The sequence below is a fragment of the Aestuariivirga sp. genome, from assembly GCF_046093005.1.
Lineage (GTDB): Bacteria > Pseudomonadota > Alphaproteobacteria > Rhizobiales > Aestuariivirgaceae > Aestuariivirga.
The window spans coordinates 1-3081 of sequence record NZ_JBJTER010000171.1; the positions used below are offsets into that span (position 1 = coordinate 1).

4 protein-coding genes are annotated in these 3081 nt (G+C 59.7%); all 4 read left to right on the plus strand.

Annotation, left to right across the window (positions count from 1 at the left end; translation table 11 throughout):
- Nucleotides 1–653: anthranilate phosphoribosyltransferase (trpD, locus tag ACKOED_RS14470; protein ID WP_408917316.1), on the plus strand; the 653-nt coding region annotated here is incomplete at its 5' end.
- Nucleotides 653–1447 (plus strand): indole-3-glycerol phosphate synthase TrpC, encoded by a 795-nt coding sequence (gene trpC / locus ACKOED_RS14475; protein WP_408917317.1) that lies wholly within the window; start codon nt 653–655, stop codon nt 1445–1447. The genes trpD and trpC, both read left to right, overlap by 1 nt.
- Nucleotides 1444–1920, plus strand: coding sequence for a cyclic pyranopterin monophosphate synthase MoaC (gene moaC, locus ACKOED_RS14480; RefSeq protein ID WP_408917318.1), 477 nt, complete (start codon nt 1444–1446; stop codon nt 1918–1920). Before trpC ends, moaC begins: the two co-directional genes overlap by 4 nt.
- A 184-nt stretch (nt 1921–2104) precedes the next feature.
- On the plus strand, nt 2105–2980 hold the full coding sequence (locus ACKOED_RS14485; RefSeq protein WP_408917319.1) for a DUF2971 domain-containing protein: 876 nt from the start codon (nt 2105–2107) through the stop codon (nt 2978–2980).
- Nucleotides 2981–3081: the final 101 nt, after the last annotated feature.

Genomic DNA, 3081 nt, shown 5'->3' on the forward strand with positions numbered 1-3081 from the left:
CGGCTGATGTGCTGATGGCCCTGGGTGTGAAGCTGGACGTGCCGCCGGAGAAGATTTCAGACTGCATCGGAGAGGCAGGTGTGGGCTTCATGTTCGCGCCCTCGCATCATGTGTCGATGAAGCATGTGGGTCCCTCGCGCGTGGAACTCGGTACACGGACGATCTTCAACCTGCTGGGCCCCCTCTCCAACCCCGCCGGGGTGAAACGCCAGGTGACGGGCGTCTTCGCCCGCCCGTGGGTGGAGCCGCTCGCCCATGTGCTGCGGAACCTGGGCTCAGAGGCCTGCTGGATCTGCCATGGCGAAGGCGGCCTCGACGAAATCGTGCCGAGCGGCGCCACCTTCATCGCCGAACTGAAGGACGGCGAAGTCAGGACCTTCGAACTCACCCCCGAACAGGCCGGGCTGAAACGCGCCAGCTTCGAAGAGCTGAAAGGCGGCGATGCCGCGCACAACGCCGATGCGCTGCGCCATGTGCTGGCGGGCAAGCCCTCCGCCTTCCGCGATGCCGCGGTGATGACCGCCGCCGCGGCGCTGGTGGTGGCCGGCCGCGCCGCCGATTACCGCCATGGCATCGGTCTGGCGCAGGCGGCCATCGACAGCGGCGCCGCCGAGCAGGCGCTCACCAGCCTCATCAGGGTTTCCAATTCCTGATGGCCACCATTCTCGACAGGATCGCGGCCTATAAGCGGGAGGAAGTGGCCCGCGCCCGCCAGGCGCTGTCACAAGCCGAGCTCGAAGCCCGCGCCAGACAGGCGCCCCCGGTGCGCGGCTTTGCCAGCGCGCTCGACAGCAAGCTCGCCGATGGCAAATGGGCCCTCATCGCCGAGATCAAGAAGGCGAGCCCGTCCAAGGGCCTGATCCGCGCCGATTTCGATCCGCCGTCGCTGGCCCGCGCCTATGAGGCGGGCGGGGCCGCCTGCCTCTCGGTCTTGACCGATGCGCCGTCCTTCCAGGGCGCGCCGGAATATCTGACGGCGGCCCGCCAGGCCTGCGGCCTCCCGGCGCTCCGCAAGGATTTCATGCTCGATCCCTGGCAGGTGACCGAGGCCCGCGCCTGGGGGGCGGATTGCATCCTCCTCATCATGGCAATGATCGATGACGCGCTGGCCGCCGAGCTCGAAGCCGCCGCGCGGGACTGGCACCTCGACGTCCTCATCGAAGTCCATGACGAGCCGGAGCTGGAACGCGCCCTGAAACTCCGCTCGCCGCTCATCGGCGTCAACACCCGCAATCTCCCCACGTTTGAAACCTCGCTCGCGACCACCGCGCGGCTCGCCCCGCTGATCCCGAAGGACCGCGTCGCGGTGGGCGAGAGCGGGCTGTTCACGCCGCATGATCTGGCGAGGCTGGCGCGCTCCGGCGTCAACGCCTTCCTGATCGGCGAAAGCCTGATGCGCCAGCCGGACGTGACCGCCGCCACCCGCGCCATTCTGGAAAAGCCATGAGCCGCCTTACCCATCTCGACGCCGAAGGCAACGCCCATATGGTGGACGTGTCCGAAAAGCACGTCACCAGCCGCTCCGCCACGGCGCGGGCCAGCGTCGCGATGAAGCCAGAAACGCTGGCGCTGGTGCTGTCCGGCAAGGCCAAGAAGGGCGACGTGATCGCCACCGCCCGCATCGCCGGCATCATGGCGGCCAAGAAGACGTCCGATCTCATCCCGCTCTGCCACCCGCTGGCGGTGACCAAAGTGACGGTGGCGTTCACACCCGACGAGCCCTCCGCCACGATTGATGTCGAGGCGACCGTCAAGGTCGACGGCAAGACCGGCGTCGAAATGGAAGCCCTCACCGCCTGCGCGGTCGCCTGCCTGACGCTCTACGACATGCTGAAAGCGGCCGACCGCGGCATGAAGATCACCAACCTCCGGCTTGTGGAGAAGACCGGCGGCAAGTCCGGGCATTTCACGGCGGAGTGACGGTGGTGGGGCTGCAACACCCAAATGGCCACCATCCTCGCGTCACCCCGGCGGAGGCCGGGGTCCAGCTTTCTTGCAGAAAGGAAAGCCGGAATGAGCTGAAAAGGTCATCAAAACCATGTGATTTGGAGTTGTCGTTTCCCTTTATTTTGTTACCAAACTAGAAAACCGGTGAGAACTTACAATGACTGACGACGAAATAAGGAACATATTCTTAAATTTGTTTGACGACTCGGGACCGTCAGACTTAGAGAGCGTTCCACTCTTGGCGCACTACACCAATGCAGAGGTCCTCGAAAGTATTCTTAAGAATGAAGAAATATGGCTGGCCAATCCGCTCTACATGAACGATCAGCAAGAAATCCGGTTTGGGGTGATAGAAGGTCGCGATAAAGTATTGGCGAGTATTGAAATCAAGAAAGCGTTCTCGAGCGCCGCACTCTACAAGACCTTTACTGCCAGCTTTGAATACGCCTACAAATCATTTGCCGACGAGCAGGCTCTCGATGTGTTTGTACTCTGCTTCAGCGCCCATCGAAAGAATGATTATGATGGGAGACTTTCGATGTGGCGTGGCTATGGTGGAAATGCATCTGGAGCATGCATCGTATTTGATCCAAAGAAAGTTCCAGAAGCTGAGGGAGTACCGTTTATATTCTCAAGCGTTGTTTATGCGTCAACGGTTGACCGATTCTTGTGGATCGATAAATTAATTCAGAGATTTTGCGATCTTCTTGTTGGCACCTCGTTGACGGAGACAGTCGCCTTGCATGCTGGACATTATCTGTTTGAGCGGCTGAAGCTGTTCTCTCTATTCAATAAGCACATTGGATTCTTTGAAGAAGAAGAATGGCGGTTAGTTTATCGTCTAGATATGGACACAAGCGGAAAATACAAAGAGATGATCGACTATAAGGTTGGCGCTCGGGGACTGGAACCGAAATTGAAACTGAAGCTAAGAGCACTCACTGACTTCGGATCAGACGGAATCATAATCGAGAACTTGATTGATCGAATAATACTAGGTGGTGTTGACAAAGTGGATTCACAAATCACGTGATTTCTGATTCAAGGCTGTTCTTTGCGGAGAACAGCGATGGTTCGCGGGTTGATGTCGGACAAGGAATGGGCGTTTTTCGAGCCATTTGTCATCGAGAGGGG

Bases quoted from the DNA above. Each gene is read 5' to 3' on its own strand.
- moaC (WP_408917318.1), top strand. From the start codon at position 1,444: ATGAGCCGCCTTACCCATCTCGACGCCGAAGGCAACGCCCATATGGTG.
- trpC (WP_408917317.1), top strand. From the start codon at position 653: ATGGCCACCATTCTCGACAGGATCGCGGCCTATAAGCGGGAGGAAGTG.
- ACKOED_RS14485 (WP_408917319.1), top strand. From the start codon at position 2,105: ATGACTGACGACGAAATAAGGAACATATTCTTAAATTTGTTTGACGAC.